The sequence below is a fragment of the Bifidobacterium pullorum DSM 20433 genome, assembly GCF_000771405.1.
GTDB classification, from domain to species: domain Bacteria; phylum Actinomycetota; class Actinomycetes; order Actinomycetales; family Bifidobacteriaceae; genus Bifidobacterium; species Bifidobacterium pullorum.
The window spans coordinates 110,769-130,963 of sequence record NZ_JDUI01000010.1; the positions used below are offsets into that span (position 1 = coordinate 110,769).

At 49.9% G+C, this 20,195-nt stretch carries 19 protein-coding genes; 17 read left to right on the plus strand and 2 right to left on the minus strand.

The genetic code is table 11. The annotated features are described in order from the left end of the window. Positions 1-91 precede the first annotated feature (91 nt). Positions 92-1,183, plus strand: coding sequence for an endonuclease/exonuclease/phosphatase family protein (locus OU11_RS06390; RefSeq protein WP_052122740.1), 1,092 nt, complete (start codon positions 92-94; stop codon positions 1,181-1,183). A gap of 114 nt (positions 1,184-1,297) precedes the next feature. Further along, on the plus strand, positions 1,298-2,317 hold the full coding sequence (rfbB, locus tag OU11_RS06395; protein ID WP_033515374.1) for a dTDP-glucose 4,6-dehydratase: 1,020 nt from the start codon (positions 1,298-1,300) through the stop codon (positions 2,315-2,317). A gap of 116 nt (positions 2,318-2,433) precedes the next feature. Here the strand turns inward: rfbB and OU11_RS08860 are convergent, their stop codons facing one another. Further along, positions 2,434-3,015, minus strand: a complete 582-nt coding sequence (locus OU11_RS08860; protein WP_052122741.1) for an NUDIX hydrolase — start codon at positions 3,013-3,015, stop codon at positions 2,434-2,436. Between the two features lie 52 nt (positions 3,016-3,067). Then, positions 3,068-4,717 carry a hypothetical protein gene (locus tag OU11_RS06405; RefSeq protein ID WP_033515376.1) on the minus strand — a complete coding sequence of 550 codons (1,650 nt, stop codon included), beginning with the start codon at positions 4,715-4,717 and terminating at the stop codon, positions 3,068-3,070. 200 nt (positions 4,718-4,917) lie between these two features. On the opposite strand from OU11_RS06405, the gene OU11_RS06410 reads away from it, so the two are divergent. From OU11_RS06410 to OU11_RS09015, 15 genes are all read left to right on the plus strand, one after another. Continuing rightward, positions 4,918-6,078, plus strand: a complete 1,161-nt coding sequence (locus OU11_RS06410) for a glycosyltransferase family 4 protein (protein WP_033515378.1) — start codon at positions 4,918-4,920, stop codon at positions 6,076-6,078. Between the two features lie 3 nt (positions 6,079-6,081). Beyond that, complete coding sequence (locus OU11_RS06415) at positions 6,082-7,401, plus strand: glycosyltransferase (protein ID WP_033515380.1); 1,320 nt, start codon at positions 6,082-6,084, stop codon at positions 7,399-7,401. Then, positions 7,391-8,404, plus strand: coding sequence for a capsular polysaccharide synthesis protein (locus OU11_RS08990; protein ID WP_081963493.1), 1,014 nt, complete (start codon positions 7,391-7,393; stop codon positions 8,402-8,404). The genes OU11_RS06415 and OU11_RS08990 overlap by 11 nt, the downstream gene beginning before the upstream one ends. 34 nt (positions 8,405-8,438) lie before the next feature. Then, positions 8,439-9,218 (plus strand): glycosyltransferase family 32 protein, encoded by a 780-nt coding sequence (locus OU11_RS08995; RefSeq protein ID WP_081963494.1) that lies wholly within the window; start codon positions 8,439-8,441, stop codon positions 9,216-9,218. A 174-nt stretch (positions 9,219-9,392) separates the two neighbouring features. Then, complete coding sequence (locus OU11_RS09225) at positions 9,393-9,776, plus strand: LbetaH domain-containing protein (protein WP_152597096.1); 384 nt, start codon at positions 9,393-9,395, stop codon at positions 9,774-9,776. Positions 9,777-11,008: 1,232 nt separating this feature from the next. Beyond that, positions 11,009-12,061 (plus strand): glycosyltransferase family 2 protein, encoded by a 1,053-nt coding sequence (locus OU11_RS09000; protein WP_081963495.1) that lies wholly within the window; start codon positions 11,009-11,011, stop codon positions 12,059-12,061. After that, positions 12,058-12,654 carry a serine O-acetyltransferase gene (locus tag OU11_RS09540; RefSeq protein WP_081963496.1) on the plus strand — a complete coding sequence of 199 codons (597 nt, stop codon included), beginning with the start codon at positions 12,058-12,060 and terminating at the stop codon, positions 12,652-12,654. The genes OU11_RS09000 and OU11_RS09540 overlap by 4 nt, the downstream gene beginning before the upstream one ends. A gap of 95 nt (positions 12,655-12,749) precedes the next feature. Next, complete coding sequence (locus OU11_RS06425; RefSeq protein ID WP_052122742.1) at positions 12,750-13,748, plus strand: glycosyltransferase family 2 protein; 999 nt, start codon at positions 12,750-12,752, stop codon at positions 13,746-13,748. A 5-nt stretch (positions 13,749-13,753) separates the two neighbouring features. Next, positions 13,754-14,854, plus strand: coding sequence for a polysaccharide pyruvyl transferase family protein (locus OU11_RS06430; protein WP_223224107.1), 1,101 nt, complete (start codon positions 13,754-13,756; stop codon positions 14,852-14,854). A gap of 8 nt (positions 14,855-14,862) precedes the next feature. Further along, positions 14,863-16,134, plus strand: a complete 1,272-nt coding sequence (locus OU11_RS06435) for a hypothetical protein (protein ID WP_052122743.1) — start codon at positions 14,863-14,865, stop codon at positions 16,132-16,134. 18 nt (positions 16,135-16,152) lie between these two features. Then, on the plus strand, positions 16,153-17,688 hold the full coding sequence (locus tag OU11_RS06440; protein WP_033515386.1) for a lipopolysaccharide biosynthesis protein: 1,536 nt from the start codon (positions 16,153-16,155) through the stop codon (positions 17,686-17,688). 152 nt (positions 17,689-17,840) lie between these two features. Further along, the gene (locus tag OU11_RS09610; protein WP_206538225.1) at positions 17,841-18,101 is read left to right on the plus strand and encodes an SMODS domain-containing nucleotidyltransferase; all 261 of its coding nucleotides are present in this window, start codon (positions 17,841-17,843) and stop codon (positions 18,099-18,101) included. Beyond that, positions 18,026-18,316, plus strand: coding sequence for an SMODS domain-containing nucleotidyltransferase (locus OU11_RS09435; RefSeq protein WP_206538226.1), 291 nt, complete (start codon positions 18,026-18,028; stop codon positions 18,314-18,316). Before OU11_RS09610 ends, OU11_RS09435 begins: the two co-directional genes overlap by 76 nt. Positions 18,317-18,622: 306 nt before the next feature. Beyond that, entirely contained in the window at positions 18,623-19,216 is a 594-nt protein-coding gene (locus OU11_RS09230; protein ID WP_152597098.1) for an SLATT domain-containing protein, read from the plus strand. Positions 19,217-19,369: 153 nt separating this feature from the next. After that, entirely contained in the window at positions 19,370-20,170 is an 801-nt protein-coding gene (locus tag OU11_RS09015; protein WP_081963497.1) for an SMODS domain-containing nucleotidyltransferase, read from the plus strand. Positions 20,171-20,195: the final 25 nt, after the last annotated feature.

Here is a 20,195-nt window from a genome sequence, read left to right on the forward strand (position 1 = left end):
GGGCGCGGCGGGCGTTCTTGATATCGGTTACGCGTGGGGCGGAACGGCGGCTGATAGTATTGCTCATGCTTATTTTGAGTAGGGGGCAGAAATGGGCAGTCAGGATCATTATGACTACCGTGAGCTTGCATATGACTTGAACAAGGCTGCGGTCAAAGGACCACACACCCGGTACCGTTGGCTGGCGGCACTGCTGTGGGCGGCGACGTTGAGCATCATGCTGGTGATGGTGTTGCGGATGTCGCCGAACGGCGTGGACGGTAAGCGTTACATTCCGCTTGTGGTGGCGTTTGTGCCGTGGATGGCGGCTCCTTCCGCCGTGATTCTGCTGGTGGCGTTGGTGATCCGCCGCCGTGCGCTGGTCGTGGTCAGCGTGTTGTGTCTGGCGGTTCAGCTGGTGTGGCATGTGGGGTTCCTGTATCCGCGAGCGTCGCTGTCCGCCGCGGCGCGGTCGGCTGTGGCGCAGGCGAGCGTGGTCACCGATGACCGGTATGCGCGCATCATGACGTTGAATACGCGCAACGGCTTGGCTGACGCGGCCGCAATTGTGCGGACCGTGCGCGAGCAGCATGTGGAGGTGCTGGCGCTGCAGGAGTTGAATCCGGCGTTGATTTCCCGCCTGAATGATGCCGGCTTGCGCGAGCTGCTGCCGTATGCGGTGGTGGCGGACGCCTCCCCGTCCGACAATGGCGGGGTGAACGGGGTGTGGAGCGCCGCCCCGATGAGCGAGCCGACGAAGGATCTGATTCCGATCGAAGCGTCGAGCATTCCCGCTGCGAGCATCGATTTCGGGGGTACGGTGATTTGTTTCGGCTCCGTGCACCCGTTTTCGCCGCGGCCGAGCAATCAGGGGCTGTGGGACCGCGGCTTGGGTGCGATTAGTCAGCTGCAAAGGGATGATTACACGTTTGTGTTGATGGGTGATTTCAATGCGACGTGGGACCATGCGAGTTTCCGCTGCCTGCTGGGTGGCCGTTTCGTGGATTCGGCGGAGAACGCGGGCGAGTGGTTCCATATGACATATCCGGCGAACAAGAGGCTGTTCGGCCGAATTCCGGTGCCTGCCGCCGTGGAGATTGACCATATCGTGCACGACCGCGGTGTGATGGTCGGCGATTTGGATACGGTGGTGGTTCCGGGAACCGACCACAAGGCCCTGCTGGGTACGCTGGAGGTGCGGTAGCCGGTCCGGGGCAGTGCCGGCGATCAGTTTTCGCGCAACCTGTGGCCGGGCCGCGACCGAGACGGCAACCCCAACAGACGCCACCACCGCCGTGTTCACGGTATTCTGGGAGCCATGACTGAGACGTGCGCGCCCAAGAACATCCTGGTGACCGGTGGTTGTGGGTTTATCGGTTCGAATTTCGTGCATTACGTGGTGAACAACCATCCTGAAACGCATGTGACGGTGCTGGATGCGCTGACGTATGCGGGTAATCCGGCGAACATCGCGGGGTTGCCGGCTGATCGCGTGCAGTTCGTGCATGGGGATATCTGTGACGCCGAGCTGTTGGACCGCCTGGTGCCGGGACATGACGCGATTGTGCATTACGCTGCCGAGTCGCATAACGACAACAGCATCGCGAACCCGGAGCCGTTCCTGCGGACGAATGTGGAGGGCACCTACCGTCTGCTGGAGGCGGTCCGCAAGTATGACGTGCGCTACCACCACATCAGCACCGACGAGGTGTATGGCGACCTAGCGCTGGACGACCCGAACCGGTTCACGGAGCAGACCCCGTACCATCCTTCCAGCCCGTACAGCTCCACCAAGGCGGCTTCCGACCTGTTGGTGCGCGCCTGGCACCGCACCTATGGAGTGCGCGCCACGATCAGCAACTGCAGCAACAACTATGGTCCGTACCAGCATGTGGAGAAGTTCATCCCGCGCCAGATCACGAACATCCTGACGGGTATTCGCCCGAAGCTGTACGGCGACGGCCTGAACGTGCGTGACTGGATTCACACGGATGACCATTCCTCCGCCGTTTGGACGATTCTGACGAAGGGCCGGATCGGCGAGACCTATCTGATCGGTGCGGACGGCGAGCAGAACAACATCACGGTGTTGCGCGACATTCTGGAGGTCATGGGTCAGCCGGCCGACGCGTTCGACTGGGTGAAGGACCGCCCCGGCCACGACCGCCGCTATGCGATCGATTCGACCAAGCTCAGGACCGAACTGGGGTGGACCCCGGAGCATACGGACTTCCGCAAGGGACTGGAACGGACGATCGCGTGGTACACGGAGCATCGCGACTGGTGGGAGCCCGCCAAGGCCGCCACCGAAGCCCGGTACCAGCAGCAGGGCCAGTGAACTGCCGGGAAGGAGCGCTGCCGGCAGATCCGCTCCCGCGATGACGCGGAACATGTCGGAACGCGTCGGAACACCGTGATATCGCGGCGATGGGGTGCAACCGCGCTCGCCGCCCGCTACCGCCGATGCCGCCAGATGGTGTATGCCGCCAAGGTGATGCCGTCGGCGATCTCCCCGCGTTCGATCATGCCGTCGATTTGTTCCGGGGTGCACCAGGTCTGCTCCGTCAGCTCCCAGTCGGTCTCCGTGACCGTCGGGTCGTCATTACCCGTCAAAGCGATGCGTACCACGGCGATATCGTCCTGCAACACCCCGGCGTCCGCGTGCATGTGCTGCAGGCATGTCGCCTGTGCGGACGAGGCGCTGAGTCCGGTTTCCTCCTTGAGCTCGCGTATCGCGGTGCGCGCGGGGTCCTCCCCGGCCTCGCCCATGCCGCGCGGGAACTCCCACTCCCATGCGTTGATGGCGAGACGCCAGTGCCGTGCCAGGAGCAGCCGACCGTTGCGTTCCGCGACGCATACCGCGCCGGTGCGGCCCTGCTTGACCGAGACATAGTGCATCGGGAGCCGTTGACCTGTGCGGATGTCGCGCACGTCGGCGCGTGCCACGGTGAAGTCGACGCCGCCCTGTTCCCGGTACACGATGGCCGTATCCATGATGTCGAGCGGTGTGGCCGGATCCTGCGGTGCCTTACCCATGGCGTCTCCTCGATTGTTCCTGTGATTGTTCCATTATGCGGCAACAGTGGCGTTAGGCGGATGGTTCCGCCAGGTAGACCACCGTTTTGGAGGCGGACCGCACGCCCCACATCCACTGGCATACGTCCACGATGTTCGGTGCCACTGCGATGGCCCACGCCACGAACACGATGAGCGCGATTGGCGCGTTACCGTTCAGCCAGACGTTATCGGATACGGCGGAGAGCAAGGCCAAAGCCAGCGTGAAGATCAGGCCCCACAGCAGGTTCATCGCGTCATGCTGCAGGCTCCGTTCCTGGGCGGCCTGTTCCACCGCGTAGGCGATATCACGCGTGCGGATGCCGCGCTTGCGGTTGGATATCGCGTCGGTGCCGCATTCGCGCCATTGGCTGATGGCGTTGCGTGACTCGTAGCAGAATTGGGCAAAACGGACGAATGGCATCTGCCCCAGTTGATCGGTGATTGAGCCATCCAGCATCAGGACGTTGCGGCGGTCGTCCCGCCCGACCATCTGGGCGAACGAGTTGCCGGATGCGGCGACCGCGATGAGCCGCGTACCCAGATGGTTGGCCATGGTCTGCTGGTAGACGAACTGGTACCAGTCCCGCAGCATGCGTTTGGTCAGCAAGCGTGCTTCGTGGCGGTCATCGGGTGGTTGGGCGGGATCTTCCGCGTGCCCGTCGGGCAGGTCTGCGCCCGCAATGATACGGAACGCGTCGGAACGCCGTGATACTGCGGCGATGGCGTTCAGTGTGGCGACGAAGGTGTGCTCCTGATTGGTGATGCCGTGGGCTTGCGCCAAGTCGTTTGGTAGACGGTATTGGTTGAGCAGCAGTGTTCTGCACCGTTCGGCGTTGGCGGCGAAATAGTGGTCGAATCCCGGGCTATGTACACGGGCCGCGAACTCGGGGGAGTTCTGGTTCTCATACAGGATGAGTCCCTGGCGTTCCGCGTCGATCCACTCCTGCCAACGCTGCCCCAGGAAACGGAATCGGTCGGCGGTACGGGTGTCGCCATCATCCGGGAACAGGTGGGCGAAGGCTTCGGCGATGACGGCGGCCTTGCCGGTGCCGTTGGCTTCAGCTTCGGCGAGTCGGTTGGTGAATGTTGTGTAGAACGATGCCGGCAGACTGAGCGCCTCCTGCTCGGTGACGGTGCGGTCGAGAGCTGAGTATTCCAGCGGGCGGATGGTGTACTGGTCGGGACGGCCCGCACAGGGGAGATCTTGGCTGTCGGCGTTGGGATTGGCTGTTTGTACCTTCTCCTGCACGGTGACGATGGTGCTCACCGTGAAGGCGACCAGACATTGCTCCAATGTCGGTTGACGGCCCGAGACGATGATGGAAGGGCCATCCTTATAGGACTTGCCGAGGATGCCGTTCACCGTGGCCGGGCCGAGCGCCAGGAAGAAGATACCGTCGAACAGTTCGGCATCGGTCAGCAGAATGCGGGGGCAATACAGGTACGCGGTGCGAATCACTCCCGCGAAATGCGTGGCGAACTGCACATGGTCGTTGAGCAGGCGCTCGCAGCGCCGCTCAAGGCCGTTCTTGAACCATAGATCCGAAGCTGACGGGCATGGGACTTCGCCTGGGATACCGGCTGTGTCCGCGTCAACAGCGGCGGCGATCCGCTCCCACTCGCCAAGCTGCATGGTCGAATCGAAGTTCGTGATCTTGGCGGCGGAGGTACGTAGGGGCATAGCTTTCAGTGTAGTGGGGGTGGCGATAGCGATTGTCCGATATGCGGTTGTGGGAGAGTAAGGGGTGTGGGCAGGCCTCGTTCTATAATCGAGCATGTGACTTACATGGTAAGTGGGTGCCCAGTTTGAGGAAGGGACTGGTGCTTGGCTGCTGTGCTTGTTTGGGAATGCGTTATTTCGGCCTCGGAGGTGGGACCTAGGTGAAGATAGCGATGGTTGGGCATAAACGTATCCCCTCCCGTGAAGGTGGGGTGGAAATCGTTGTGGAAGAGCTTGCAACTCGTATGGTCGCTCGTGGGGAACAGGTCGTGGCGTACAGCCGCAAGGGCCATAACGTTGCCGGTTCGGAATTCGATAATGAATCGAATGTCAACGATCGCCCATACGTGTATAAAGGCGTGAAGGTGATTCCTGTCACGACTATAGACGCAAAGGGACTGGCCGCCCTCTCTTCCTCATTCTTCGCTACGTTGAAAGCCATTGCCGCTAGGCCTGACGTTATCCATTACCATGCCGAAGGTCCGTGTGTTATGTTGCGTTTGGCGCACTGGTTCGGGATCCGAACCGTTGCCACCATTCACGGACTCGACTGGCAGCGTGCCAAGTGGGGACGGTTCGCCTCTTGGTATTTGAAGTTTGGTGAACGTACCGCCGCTCGTTGCGCGGATGAAGTGATTGTGCTGAGTCGAAATATGCAGCGGTACTTCCGCGACACCTATGGCCGTGAGACCCGGTTTATTCCCAACGGTATCGAACGTAGCGAGCCGGTTCGTGCTGACATCATTACTCAGCGATACGGTTTGGAGAAAGATGGATACGTTCTGTTCCTGGGGCGAATCGTGCCGGAGAAGGGCGTGCACTACCTGATTGAAGCGTTCAAACGGCTTGACGCAGACAAGAAGCTGGTCATCGCCGGTGGCGCGTCTGATTCATCGGAATACTACGAGCAGATTCAATCGGCCGCTGCCGGTGATCCTCGGATTATTCTTACCGGATTCGTTGAGGGGCGGATGCTGCAGGAGCTGTACAGCAACGCTTACGTGTATGTGCTGTCCAGCGATCTGGAAGGCATGCCGATGAGCTTGCTGGAAGCCATGAGCTATGGCTGCTGCTGCTTGGTATCGGATATCCCTGAATGCACCGAGGTGGTGGAGGACCATGCCGTAGTATTCCGACATGGCGATGTGGACGATCTGGAACGCCAGTTGTCTGCGCTGATTGCCGCTCCTGAGCGCGTAAATGCGATGCGTAAGAATGCGTCGGAATTCGTGTGTGCAAAGTATTCATGGGATTCTGTTACGACTCGGACGCTTGCTCTTTACGATTCCCGCTTTGGAACGTCGGCTAAGGGCAGGAGGTGAGACATGCGCATTCTGCTGGTCAATAAGTTCTTCTACCGCAAGGGCGGCGCTGAGACGTATTTCTTTGCACTTGCCGAGGGATTGCAAGCTCTTGGACACGAAGTCGCGTTCTTCTCCATGCAGCACCCGAATAACGAACCGAGCTACTGGAGTAAATACTTCGTTTCCGAAAAGGACTATGTAGGGGATATTTCCGCGTTCAAAAAGGTTCAGGAAGCCTCCACACTGATTTACTCTTTTGAAGCGAGACGTAAGTTCGAAGCGTTGCTAGAGGAATTTAAGCCAGATGTGATCCACATGAACAATGTGCATCGCCAGCTGACGCTTTCGATTCTTGATGCACCGTATTTGAAGAAACATCATGTGCCGGTGGTGTATACGGCGCATGATTACATTCTGCTGTGCCCGGCCTACACGATGGTGAATGGCAGGGGAGAAGTGTGTGACGCTTGCTTGGATAGGCGATTTATGCATGCCACAAAGAATGTGTGTGTGAAGGGATCGCGTGCCAAGAGTCTGCTTGCTTCTGCGGAAGCCGAATTTCTGAAGTATCACCATTCGTATGACAAGATTGATGCGATTATCGCGCCTTCTGAATTCATGAAGAGCAAACTGGATGAGGGCGGATACGCAGGGCGTACCATTACCATGCAGAACTTCCTGACCGATTCGCAGATGGAAATGGCTCGCAAGGTTACGAATACACGCAAGTTTGAAGACAGTGCTTCCGGGAAGCGACCCTATTTTTTGTTCTTCGGCAGGCTTTCCCAAGAGAAAGGCATTCTCACGTTGGTTCGTGCCTTCCTGAAGGCCGCGGATTCTGGAAATACGCATGATGAGTTTCGCCTTCCTTCTAACTGGGATCTTCATATTGTTGGTGATGGCCCAGAACGTTCTGAGATAGAGTGCCTTGTCGTTGAAGCTGGTTCTCAAGCGGCTTCGCGCATCCATCTTCTCGGATACAAGTCCGGCGAGGATTTACAGCGTGAAGTAGGCAATGCTCGTTTCAGCGTGCTGAGTTCCGAATGGCGTGAGAACATGCCTTATTCCGGATTGGAATCACTTGCTGCGCAAACACCGGTGATTGGCACCAGGATTGGTGGTATTCCCGAACTAGTGGTGGAAGGCAAGACCGGTTTTGCATTTGAGCCTGGCAATGCGAGCGATTTGGCAGAGATTCTTGGAAAGGCCTCGCGTGTAAGCGAAAGTGACTACCAGGTCATGCAGCGGGCTTGCAACGAATACGTGAGTGAACGCTGTGGACAAACGGACTACGTACATCAGCTCGAAATTTTTTATAGGAGAACTGCGAGTGGTAAATAAGCACAACAGCCTGAAACGTATTGTCCACCGTGCTTCTGAGGAGTTGCATGCTTCACGGATGATTGCGAAAGAGACTTCTTGGAGCGAAGGCGTAAATGCGTTTCGAGCAAAGCTTGATATTCAGGTGATGAACCATAACGGGTATCGAGAGTCAGAAGCCGTTAAGGCGCATCTACTGCGCAAGCACGAAGCCGTTCTGCAGTATTTGGAGAATCGTTTTGGAGACTATTACGCTTCGTATGACTACAGCGTTCCTCTTCCTCCAGTTGATCCGGATAAGAATAATAAGATTTGGATGTGCTGGTGGCAGGGCTTGGAGTCCGCTCCAGAAATCGTAAGGGCTTGTGTCGGATCAGTCCGGCGTAATGCTGGCGGTCGTGAAGTTGTCATCATCACTGATGAAAATGTTAAGGAGTATGCTGATATTCCCCAATGGATATGGGACAAGGTCAGAAGGGGAACTATTACGAGGACGAACCTTTCCGATTTATTGAGACTGACCTTGCTTGCTGAACATGGGGGTATGTGGTTGGATGCAACCTTTTATTGTTGTCGACAGCTCTCTGGACCGATTTATGACGTGCCTTTGTTCTCGATAAAGCGTCCTGATTATTTACATGCTTCAGTCGCCGGAGGAATGTTTGCAGGGTATTCGTTGAGCTGCGATGCAGAACATAGGCGCGTTTTCCAAACAGTTCGTGATTTTTTCCTTGAATATTGGCGAAAGAGTGATTTTATGATTGACTATCTACTTGTCGATTATTTAATTGTTCTTGCTCAGCGTCATGATCCATGGATTGCTGAAGCCTTTAACAAGATTCAACCTAACAATCCACAGTGCGATGAGTTGTACAAAATTCTCGATCATCCCTATAGCAAGAAGCAATGGGAAAAGCTCTCTGCTAATACAGATTTATTCAAATTGACCTGGAAGAGGAATTATTCAGTAGAGAAGAGTGTCCCATCTTTTTATAAGATGGTTATAGAGTCTAAACTTATCTGATATGTGTGTGATGACAGAAGGTAGAAGATAGCTAATGAACATGAAGAAGATACATTATTGTTGGTTTGGTGGAAAAGAATTACCTGAATATGCTCGTGCGAATATCGAATCGTGGAAAAAGTATGCTCCAGATTATGAGATAATCGAATGGAATGAAAAGAATTTTAATCTTAAGGAACATAAATACGCAGAGGATGCGTTCAAGTCAGGAAAGATGGCTTATGTCAGTGATTATGTAAGGTTCTGGGTCTTGCGTGAATACGGCGGTATTTATATGGATGTCGGAACTGAACTGATAAAGCCAATTAAACCTTTGGAGGAATCAATTCCTTTTGCCGCGATAGAGGGATTTTCAAATACCGTAAATAGCGGGCTAATAGTTGCTTGTGATAAAAATGATGCAATGATTGATATGATTGTTCATAAATATGATGTAACGGAATACATTGATGACGATTTGTTTCGCAAAAATCATACCGTAAATCATATGTGGACGGATATATTGAATCGATATGGATACGTTCAGGAAGATAGGACGCAAAAAATTCAGAATTGGACGTTCTTCTCTTCTGATTTCTTTAACCCAATTTATGGCTTCGGTGGATTTAAGGTTAAAAAAAATACTTACGCCATCCATCATTATAGTGCTTCATGGAAAAATACAAAAGAAAGAAAGAAGGATCATCTTGGGGATTCTTTCTCGTTTTTTTGCGGAAGACGTTTGGGAGACGTTATAGCGCGGATTATCGTTGAATTTCAATTTGAGTCAAAAAAAGATGCAATAAAGAATATTGTAAATAAATGTAGGAAATAAAATTGATTTATGGAGTAATGGATGTTTAAACTATTTGATCTTAGCAAGAGCGACTTGATCCGATATGCGTGGGAAACATGTATATCCGTTTTTGCTATCCAATATATAACCAATAAGATTTTCAGGTTGCAAGTGGCCTTTTGTTTTGAGCAGACTGATGGTGTACCTCGGCTCGTGAGTCATTTTCTTCGGATGATTAATCGAAATGAAAGCATTGCTAAAGATACAAAATTTGGGTATGGCTTATACATTGGGCATAACCGTCTGGTGGTCGTGAATCCAACAGCGGCGATTGAGGACGCAATTAAACTGTCTCGGTTCGCAACAATTGGCTCAGATGAGGGTCATGCGACAAAAACATGGAATAATGTTTATGCTGATTTGTCAACTTGCGTCGTTGAAAATATGAAAATCGGTAATACTGTCGCGATTAAAGAAGGGACGGTTGTGCCAAAAGACATTCCGAGCGCTGCTACGGCAGCAGGTAATTATTGCAGAGGATTGAATTACTGTAGGCCAGTCAGATTTATTGTTAATCGATGGACGATTAAGTCTTGACTCGTGCTGAGAGATAGGTGTCTTGATTCAAACCGTGTTCTTGATTGTAAGAGTGTAAGCGTCGAAATAGGTTTTTTATGAAGGTGCGAGTATTTAGCATTGAAGCTATTAATAGTTCCTTAAAAATGGGTTTGTTTATTTTCACCCTGAATAGTTTTTGGGGGTCTAGTAATATTTTTGCATGCCCAAATAGTGTCAATGTTGTTCTAACTCTTGGTGGAATAATCTGCCTTCTTTTTTCGATTTTTAAAAGAAGGCATAACTATAGAACCATATTTGCATACTCGCTTTTAATTTTACTTGGCGCATCTGCTTATTATATTACAAGGTTGAGCCTTGTTCTTGTTCTTATTTTATCCTGTCTTGCTATTCGGCATGTTGATTTTGATTCCATTTGTTCTTTCCTTTTTCATTACAATATACTCTTTTTTATAATTCATTGCTTTTTCTTGATTGCAACGCTTCCCTTCAAGTTTACTGATTATATTGTTTATTCCGTTGATCGTACGCGGTTTAATTTTGGTTTTTTGCATGCAAATCTTTTTTCTATATACATATTGAATATTACTTTAATGTGGCTATGGTTAAATAGAAGACATATTAGCAATCGTATTGTTGTAATGGTTGCACTTATATTGTTGTCGACGTCGGTGCTTTCCAAGACCAGGACACTCATTGTTGTCACGGTTATAATCATTCTGCTCCTTTGTTTAGTCAGAATTATTAATAGAAATAATCTTTTCCTTAGTATTTGCTCTGGGTATGGTGCGGTTCTCTTCTATGGATTGTTCTTCTTTTTGTGGCAGGGATTCGTAAAGTCAAATTCTTTGGTTATCTACGTGGATGATCTTCTTTCCGCGAGGATACGTCAAGGTGCCTATGTTATGACCCAATACGGTTTTTCTTTTTTGGGACAATCGATTACGAGAAGTGGTATTCAATGGGATTCCCTGTATCGTCTTACTGACTTTACTTTTGATGATATATATTCATATTTCTCATTTAATATTGGTTTAATATGGTTCATATTACTTGCTGTGTGTATTCGCTCAATTGCTAAGGGAAAAAACAACTGGGTGAATGTGTATATAATCATTTGGCTTATTCTTGGTATAACAGATGTCCATGTGCTTAGTTGCTATGTATGTTTTATAGCACTTTTCCTTTCACGTGCTTTCCGAGCAAAAGATAATCATGATTCAATGTTTTCTGCGTAAGGATAGTGAGCAAACATGTCTGTTAGCGTAATAATTCCCGCTTTTCAAGCTGCCAATACAATTTGTACGACTTTGTCATCAGTCATGAAGATATCTTCTGCTGTTGAAATTATCGTAATCGACGATGGTTCAACAGATGGTACTGGAGACCTTGTCAGAGCACGGTTTAAAGACGGTCGCGTCAGAGTTGTGTCGCAGTCCAATAGTGGACGGTCAGCGGCGAGGAATCGCGGGATTACTGAATCCACTGGTGATTGGATCATGTTTGTGGATGCCGATGATCAAATCCTTTCGGATGAAGTGTCTTGTTTCCTCAATGATGAGAGGAGCGCTTCGCTATATAATCTTGTTTGTTTTCCTTTTACTAGCAAGATGGATGAGAATGCTTCCTGTGTGGCTGAGCGCAAAACAATTTCAGCTAATAGTGTTGCTAGTGTAATGGTGCGTGAAGAGGGTCGGGCTTCGTTGCATGCCAGTTATGAATTGAATTCGTGTTGGTCGAAATTGTATCGGAGGGACAGGTTAGTCGCTCCAGATGGAAGCCTTATGGTAGCTTTCCCGATGGGCGTCAGATTTTCTGAGGACAGGCTTTTCAACCTTAATTATCTTAAATGTCTTGGTGATGACAAGATTCTATTTATGAATGGTAAGCCATTATATCTGTGGAATGTGAATGGTTCCAATACTGTGGGCACTGTTAGGATAAGTGATATTGATAGTATCTTCCAGTATGCGAATGCGGTAGCGAATCTTGTGAAGGAGAATGTTATTTCGGCCAATGAGGCGGACTCCTTGATTTCTCGAGAAGCGCTGAATCAATTTAGTCGAAGTGTCGAAACTGATAATTTTGACCATGATTCAGTGAAAGAACATTGGGAGAAAGTTTTGTCAGATGAAAGAATTTTTGCTTCCCTGGGGGATGAGGTGCCTGCCGATGTCTATGGGGCGTTTGGCCATAGAAGATTGGCTATTTGGCTGCTGAAGCATGGCAAAGTCGACGAGGCGATGAAATTCTGCAGATTTCTATGGAATGTTAAAGTATCCATAAAAGAATGGGATAAGAAATGAGATTAATTTTTTTACATAATCTTGCGTGCGTTTTCCATGATGCGGCGTTCTTGCTCTCAGATAGTCATGTCAAACAGTTGTTGTGTGCAGACGCGGCGCGCGTCAACAAATGGTCGCAAACGCCGGAATCGACTATTTTGAAACTGAATATGGCGCTTCGTGAACCATCTTTCAGGAGTGTATTCTTCTATAGGATTAAGAATGGGCATCGCTTCCTTCCCCGAAGCCTGACGTCTATTGGTCAACTTTTGCTGCCTAGAGTTAAAACAATAGAAATTGGAGGAAAAATAGGGGGGGGGGTATATGTTTCACATAACTTCTCAGTTATCTTTCCTGAGCGTGCCGGAGATAATCTCCGTGTAGGACCAGGTGTTGTCATCGGAAGAGTTGGTGAGCGTTCCCCGAAGATTGGCTCTAACGTGTATATTGCAGCTAACTCTACGGTCATCGGAAATGTCGAGATTGGGAACAATGTAATTATCGGTGCTGGTTCGCTAGTGTGCAAATCAATTCCGTCAAACTCGGTGGTAGTGGGTAACCCAGCGCATGTAATTCGATCAATCTCAGAGAAAGATATGAATGAAATCAGTTAGGATTCGACACTCAAAGTGTAGCTGCTCTAAAATGCGTTTTCATATGTTCCATCTATACTCGACGTTATTTAGATGTTGTTAAGGATGTTTTTTGTATGCCCCAGATAAGTCTCATTATTCCTGTTTATAAAGTTGAGCGGCAACTTAATCGCTGCATCCAATCTATTGTTAACCAGACGTATTCAAATTTACAGATAATCCTTGTTGATGACGGCTCTCCAGATTGTTGTCCGCAGCTTTGTGATGAGTGGTCGGAGCATGACAGCAGAATAAGAGTTATCCACCAAAAAAATGCGGGTTTATCGGCTGCCAGGAATGCTGGCATTGATGTTGCATGCGGAGAGTATATCGCATTTGTCGATAGTGACGATTTTGTCGAACCCGATTACATCGAGGTTCTATATGAGACGCTGACCTCCGCCAATGCTGATTTTTCCTGTTGCGGACTGTTCAATGAGAACGAGCAGTTGGAGCCTCTATCCGAGCAGGTTGAGATGGATAATGACGTGTTTGACACGTCAGTCATGATCTCAGATCCGATGTTTTATAAATGGCAGTACGTGGTTGCGTGGAACAAGCTGTACAAGCGAGAGATTTGGGACACGCTCAGGTATCCGGTGGGCAGGGTACATGAAGACGAGTTTGTTTACCATCAGCTCTTGCTAAAATCCACGAAAGTGGCTTGTACTAGTGAGAAGCTGTACCATTATGTGCGCCGTGCCGACAGCATCATGGGAGAGGAATCCTCAGGCGCAGCAGCGGACAAAACCTTGGCCATGCTGGATCGGATGGACTCATTACGTGGCGCAGGAGCTCTGTCCGGCCCTGTGCTGGACACATGCGTTGTCAGTGCCGTGTGCAGCTACCTTGGCGCGATGCGCGACCCATCCGTCCGGGAGCGTTTGCATGGACTGTCCGTAAAGGTTCGCGAATTGGTTCGGATGGCGTCTGCGGACATGTCCTCCCAGTTGAGGATTCTGGACGTGGCTGGGTTCCGGATGAATCCGTACTGGTATGCGCGTGTGCGCCAGATGTTCGTGCTGCCGGCTAAGAGAATCGCCCGCGTCATGCGGGGAGAAGGAAAGGAAGAGTGACCGCGATGGCGAGTGGATTGAAATCGAAGATTGGTACGGTCGCTAGGGAACTCCTCGGAGACTCCACATACACGGCCATGCGTCATCCTAAAATGGTGCAGAGAGGATTCCAAGAATATAGCAAGCTCTTTCAGGAGATTGAGGGGCCGAAGAACATTTTGCTGTGTTGCCCCGAATACACCAATATCGGTGATCATGCCATTGCATTGGCGGAATGCCGCATGTTGCAGCAATCCGTCCGCCCGTTGCTGGTGTTAAGCGGCAATACCACAAAGGTGCTGAAATGCCTGAAAAAATATGTTTCAAGAGAGGACTCCATTTTCCTGACGGGTGGTGGCAACATGGGCACGCTGTACCGCAATGAGGAAGAATATCGTCTGAACGTCATCTCCCTGCTGAAGCATAACCGCATCGTGCTGTTCCCTCAGACCATGAGCTATGACGACACTGCCGAGAGCCAGCGTTTCCTGCGTCATACGCAGCGTGTGTACGGTGCCCATCCTGATCTTCATCTGTTTGCGCGTGAGCAGGTTTCGTACGAGCGCATGCGTAAAGCGTATCCCAATAATGATGTTCAGCTTGTGCCTGATATCGTGTTGTCGGTTCAAGGCGAGGATAACGCCGATTTTGCCAAGCGGCACGGTGTGCTGTTGTGCATGAGGAACGACGTGGAGAAGACCATGACCGATTCCTCCCGCCAAATGATCGAACAGATCGCGGCGGGCATCGATCCGGAATTCAAGTATACGGACACGACCATCGACTCCAAGTACGCGCCGATTAGTCAGGAGCAGGGCAAACAGCTGGTGCTGGACAAGTGGGAAGAATTCAAGCATGCCCGTCTGGTCATCACCGACCGTCTGCACGGCATGATCTTTAGCGCGATCACCGGAACGCCATGCGTGGCGTTGAACAACTCGAACGGTAAGGTCGGCTTTGAATACGAATGGCTGAAAGACCTGCCATACATCGGTTTCGTGAACGACTCCACGGACGAGACGGCAATTATTAAGGCCATCAAGACGGTGATGGAGGCCGAATCCACGGACTTTGCATCTGCCGGACTAGACCAACAATTCGGTCCGCTCGTAACCCTAATTCCATGAAAGTGAGTATGAGAATGAAGCATTTAAATAGAATTATTGTTGATTCGCCGGTTATCGAACATAACAAAATAACGTATCGTTACAAAGTCGAAGGTCTGTGGACTGAGGCCATTAACCTCGATAAAGCTTTTTACGTCGAGTATGGAAATATCGATATTCAGAATATTCCTGAGAGTATTGCTGTGATTCCACTCATTGCCAATTTGCTTCCGATTGCATGGATTTATGACGCGGAAATCATGGTTCCACAATGCGATCAGATGTTCTATGACAGCATTCCTGAGTTCAAGGCCGGATATGAGCAGATGTATCCGATGATCGACTTCCGTGGGCAGCTATCGGTTGACCATCTCGAAAAGAACGAATGGGATTCAACTGGCGGGAACGCTGCTTTCTTCTCAGGTGGAGTTGACGCGTTCAACACGTTGGTCTGCCACTATGATGAGAAGCCAACATTGTTGACGGTCTGGGGTGCTGATGTGGCTGTTGATAACACCGATGGGTGGAATGTTGTATTCAGCCACCTTAAGCAGACTAGCCGGGATTATGGCGTTAACTATGTGACAATCAGATCTTCCTTCCGAGTGTTTATCAACGAGCCCGTTCTTGATAAGAAGGTTCGTTCCTTGAACAGTGGTGACGGATGGTGGCACGGGTTCCATCACGGCATCGGAATCAATAGTCACGCAGCTCCAGTCGCTTGGGCGAAAAAACTTTCCACGATCTACTTTGCATCGTCGTTTACTGCTGCGGATAAAGGTAAAGTGACATGTGCCTCGGATCCGACAATTGATAATCATGTGAAATTTGGCAGTGCTTGTATTTCTCATGATGGATACGAGTTTACTCGGCAGATGAAAGTGCAGAATATCGTCGAATTTGCTGAAAAGTCGGGAATACCGGTCCCTCTTCGTGTGTGTTGGCGTTCAACGGATGGGGCGAATTGCTGCAAATGTGAGAAATGCTGGCGCACCATGCTCGCGATTTATGCTGAGGGCTTCGACCCACACCAATTCGGTTTTGAGTATTCGGAAGAACAGCTGCGCGCTCTTGCAAATGACATGCGGAGCGGAAAAGACCCGATGTTTGGACCGCTGCGTTATATGGCCATCCAGAACTCAATGAAGACGAATTGCAGTAAGGAAGACCTTCCATCAGATATTCGATGGTTCTATGACGCCAATCTTGAGCAGATTCATCATCGTGCCCTCATTCGTCAGAAGCTGGCCTCAGTGAAGCATCGTCTTGCGCGACCCATTACAAAGATTCTGCATCGGTGAATACAAGAGGAATGATTGGTGAGTAACCACAAAAGAACCCTAGTCAACGTTGCCTGCAGCGTGGGCGTACTAGTCGTCAATGTCATAGTTAGTTTTTTTCTTTCGCCGTATATCGTAAAAACGATTGGTGTGGAGGCAAACGGTTTCGTGACGCTAGCAAATAATTTTGTTACCTATGCGAACCTGATAGTCATCGCGTTGAATAGCATGGCTGCACGATTCATCACTATCGAATACGTGCGGAAAAACTATAAAAAGGCGAATTTGTATTACAATTCGGTTTTCTGGGGTAATCTGATTATAGTTGTGGTGTTGCTAGTTCCGGCAGTGCTGCTTATCGTAAATCTGCAGAACTGTATCAATGTTCCTTCTGATATTCTCTGGGATGTCAAACTGTTGTTCTCCTTCGTGTTCCTGGGGTTCTTCCTGTCCACGGGTATGCCGAACTGGGATTGCGGCGTCTACGTGACCAACCGTCTGGATCGTCAGTACGTTCCTACGATGATGACGGCGATGCTCCGCTGCGTGATGCTGTTCCTGATGCTCACCATTCTGACCCCGCACGTGTGGTATGTGGGCTTTGCCTCGGCGATGGTTACGGTCATCGGCTTGGTGGTCAACTGGTACAACACGAAGAAACTAACGCCGGAACTCCATATCACTCTGAATGATAGAAAACCTATGTGCTCTAGGAAAGCTATGAGAGAGCTGGTAGGTTCTGGCCTGTGGAATTCTATTTCCAACGTGGGGAACATGCTCCTTAGTGGTTTGGATTTGATCATATGCAACATGATTCTTGGAGCGACATCCATGGGTGTTCTGTCGCTCTCCAAAATCTTGCCTACGTACATGCAGCAGATGTCTTCTTCGATATGTTCCGCTTTCGCCCCGGAATTGGTTATCAATTACGCGAAGGATGACAGAAAGAAGCTCCTTCATGATATCCTGCGTGCTATGAAGTTGACGTCAGTTGTGATGACCATTCCGATCGCGGGGATTATCGTGCTTGGCGACTACTTCTTCGCGTTGTGGGTGCCGTCCCAGGATGCGCATCTGCTGCAGATTCTCTCGATACTGTCGATTCTCGGATACATGTTCACTAGCGGAACACAGATTCTGTATAACGTGTTCAGCACGGTGAACAAGGTAAAGCAGAACTCGATTGCAATGGTCATCAGCGGAGTAGTGTCTGTCTGTGTGACATTGCTCATCGCGAACTTCACGGAATACGGCCTGTACGCGGTGGCAGGCGTCAGCACGGCGGTCAACCTGGTACGTAACATGTCGTTCACCCTGCCCGCGACGGCCCGGTATCTGGGGTTCAAGTGGTATCAGTTCTTCCCTCAGGTGGGTACCACGGTGCTTTCGTCTCTGCTGCTTGTCGCGATAGGATCCCTGATCAAGCCGATACTTCCTGGTGGATCATGGCTTGAGCTGATTCTCTCTGCGACAGTCATAGGCGTGATCGGCTTGGTAGTGAATATCTATCTGGTGCTAAACGCTGGTGAACGTCGCTACCTGTTCGGCAAGGTGCGGCAGAAGCTGGGGCGGTGAACTGTTTCAAATGTATGCAGAGTCATAGATTTGAAGTGTATGAACTGGCTTAGATATTCGGAGTAGCTTGTGACGTGACAGTCTTTGGTGTACTTAACGAATCGTTCGCTTGGGTAGAATCGAAGATAGTGATTCTCTTAAGGAGCTATTGGATGTGCAAGGGATATGACTACTCTATAGATGCTAAAGCTCGCGAAACCATAACAATGCGGTATAAGCGAATTACGGAAGCAGTGAATCGTCGTTTTTGGAATTACGTAAACGACGCTGCTCACAGTTTGTACGTAGGTTCATATGGCCGAGGTACAGCAATCAAGACTAGTGATATTGATTCCTCATGCTCCTGCCTGATGCTGCTAAAAAGAGATTTGATGCCTACGCACAGAACGGTCAGTCAGCTATTCTTCAGGTAGTGAAAGATTCCATTCGTGAAACATATGCAACAAGCGACATTCGTGCAGACGGACAGGTTGTGAAAATCATTTTTACCGATGGCATGAAATTTGAAATGGTTCCCGCTTTTAAAAACCGTTGGCCAGCTCGAGACTTCACCTATCCTGACGCCAACATGGGTGGACGGTGGCTATCTACAAAATCCGAAGGCCGAACAAGATGCAATGGATTCTAAAAACAAGGAAACAAATGGTTCGTTGAAAAACCTCTGTAAGAGAATCCGTTATATCCGAGATACTTACTACAAGAGTTATCATTTGTCGGGAATCGCCATCGATAGCTTTGTCTACGATGCCATCGGGCGGAGTCAATGGCCGGACGGCGGCATTGAAATAACAGAATGGTAATATGCGCGAATGCTACTATCTAGGTTCAGCATGGTATCTGCTTGTGGACAAGTTCCTTTCCGACTCAATGTGCCAGGAAGTAGGCAAGAAGTTGATACAAGGTCAAGTTTAGATGGTCTTGGCAAAGTGTTGACATGCATGGCGAAGTGACTGGAGAGTTCATATTGGAAAAGGATGAGTACAGAAAACGTTTATGGTCTCAGCTCGTTGAAACCTATTCAAAGGTGATGTACACCTACGAGACGCAACAGCAAGCAGCAAACATAAAAACAAATTGGCACAATGGGATTTCGATAGTACAGATAGTTTTGACAGCGGTTTCCTCTGCTGGCCTCATTGGTGTTGCTATAGGGCAAACTTATGTGGCTGCATTAGTCTCATCTATTTTGGCAGCACTCTCACTAGGGCTGAACTTATATTCAAAAGGAGCAGCTCTCTCTGAGGCTGCAGCGAGGCACAGGGCGGCTGCCGACGGACTCTGGCCAATACTGCAAGACTATATCTCTCTTTTGACCGATTTCGAGAACATGGATCTTGAAGAAATTCAAGCAGCGAGGAGAGACCTTCAGAGCCGAACGGAGAAGCAGTATCTCAATGCCCCCAGAACTAATAAGCATGCATATGAGCTTGCTCGAAAAACGTTGAAAAATGAGGAAGGGCAGTCTTTTGAAAAGGGTGAGTGTGATCGACTCTTACCTGTTGAGCTTCGGAACGACAATGCGCAGTGAGCCTAACTGGACATGTCCGATCTCTGACTGAAATAAAAGAAGCTATTTGGACTGTCTGTTTAGATGCACTCGCTGCTGAGGGTCAGCATGCGTGTTGCACACCTATATGTTCAGATTGTAGGGGAAGATCCGGAGTCATTAAGGAGGAAATAGATGGTTGATAGGGTCCGGAAATACGGCGAAACAATTAGCCTTGATACGAGACAACGTATTTCCAAGCGTTACCATGCCGTTACAAGAGCTATAAATAAGGAATTCTGGAACTCCATAAGCGACACGTTGCATAGCCTTTATGTAGGGAGCTATGGGCGTAATACGGCTATCGATACGAGCGACATTGACATTCTCGTCGAGCTTCCAGGGAATCTTTTTGATCGCTACAATAATTTGATTGGCAATAGCCAATCCAGATTGCTGCAGGCTGTGAGAAACGCTATTCTTAACACCTATCCAAAAAGTGATGTTAGAGCTGATGGGCAAGTTGTAAAAATCCATTTCTCTGACGGTATGTATTTTGAAATCGTTCCTGCCTTTAAAAACTGGGACGGAAGCTACATATATCCAGATTCAAATACTGGAGGAAGCTGGAGATCCACAAATCCAAAAGCGGAGCAAGACGCCATGGTTGAAAAGAACAGAAACAGTAATGGTTTGCTCTATGACACTTGTAAGCATATTCGCTATATCCGAGATACGTGTTTCTCAAGCTATCATTTGTCAGGCATCGTTATAGACGGTTTCGTTTATGACGCAATAGGGAGTTGGCGCTGGTTGAACAGTGGCGAGGCGTCCTCGAGCCCAAGCGGAACTTATGAGGAAGTGCTACTGGATTATTATGTGTGGCATGGAATTGGTTCTGGTGCTAGCATGGCTGCTCCGGGAAGCAATGACATCATTTCAACGGCGTCCAGCTATGAATGCTTAGGAAAAGTGTTAGGATTCATGGCTCAGTGAAGATTGGAACAAGAGCGAAGACCAT